Consider the following 1076-nt stretch of genomic DNA (forward strand, 5'->3'; position numbering starts at 1 on the left):
ACCGTATAAAAATAATTGCGGTTTAGTGCTTAATCAAAGGTCGTTGCGTGTTTGTAACGTCTGATTTTCCTGCGGAAAATCCTCGCATACAAACCCGCAACTATTCTTATACATAAACGTTGCCGTCCATTGTGACCCGTCCTGAAATAAGGCTACATAATTTTAAACATTATGTATAGAAATGACAAAGTAATTAGACGTTACAGTGAACCTTTTAAATTAAAAATCTTAGCCGAACTTACAATCGGAAAACACACAAAGAGTGAACTTTGTAAACTCTACTCTATTGCACCTACAACAGTAAATGTGTGGATTAAAAAGTATAATCGTAAAGACTTAATGAACACCAGAGTAAAAGTGGAAACAAAAGACGAAATATCTAGAATTAAAGCACTTCAAAAAGAGGTTGAACAACTTAAAAAACTACTACTTAAAAAGGATCTCGATGCTATGGTCCAGGATTGTTATCTGGAAGTAGCTGCTGAAGATCTTGGCTATAAATCAGTTAATGAACTAAAAAAAAGCTAAGTATAAAGCCTTAAGTAAAGCCAAAAAGATATCTAAGGGATTTGCTACTTTGACAACTATAACCCATTGTTTTGGACTTAAACGTAATGCTTATTACAAGCATAAAAACAGAGCTGATAAGCGTTTAAACCTAGAACTACAGATTATTAATATCGTTAGAAAAAGACGCAAATCCCTTCCTAGAGAAGGCGTGAGAAAACTTGTAAAATCATTAAATGCAGATTTTAATAAAGCCAATATTAAAGTTGGTAGAGATACTTTATTTAATGTGCTTAGAAAAAATCAAATGCTGACACTTAGAAGGAAAACCAGTGCTAGAACTACGAACTCTTATCATCGTTTTTATAAATATAATAACATCATAAAAGACTTAGAAGTTACTAGAGCTAACCAAGTTTGGGTATCTGATATCACATACATTAGAACCATAAAGGGTTTTTGCTACCTGGCTTTAATAACAGATATGCATTCCAGGAAAATAGTTGGTTATGATATTAGTGATAGCTTGGAACTTAAAGGATGTGTGAGAGCGGCTAAATAAGGGGCCA

The 1076-nt window shown here is 33.3% G+C and carries 2 protein-coding genes; both read left to right on the plus strand.

From position 1 onward, the window contains the following. Positions 1–171: 171 nt before the first annotated feature. Positions 172–528: a transposase gene (locus tag ASC41_RS00150; RefSeq protein ID WP_083477103.1), complete on the plus strand. Its 357-nt coding sequence runs from the start codon at positions 172–174 to the stop codon at positions 526–528. Between the two features lie 49 nt (positions 529–577). Continuing rightward, positions 578–1069, plus strand: a complete 492-nt coding sequence (locus tag ASC41_RS00155; RefSeq protein WP_055437658.1) for a DDE-type integrase/transposase/recombinase — start codon at positions 578–580, stop codon at positions 1067–1069. Positions 1070–1076: the final 7 nt, after the last annotated feature.

The organism is Lacinutrix algicola, assembly GCF_001418085.1.
In the GTDB taxonomy this organism is placed as follows: domain Bacteria; phylum Bacteroidota; class Bacteroidia; order Flavobacteriales; family Flavobacteriaceae; genus Lacinutrix; species Lacinutrix algicola.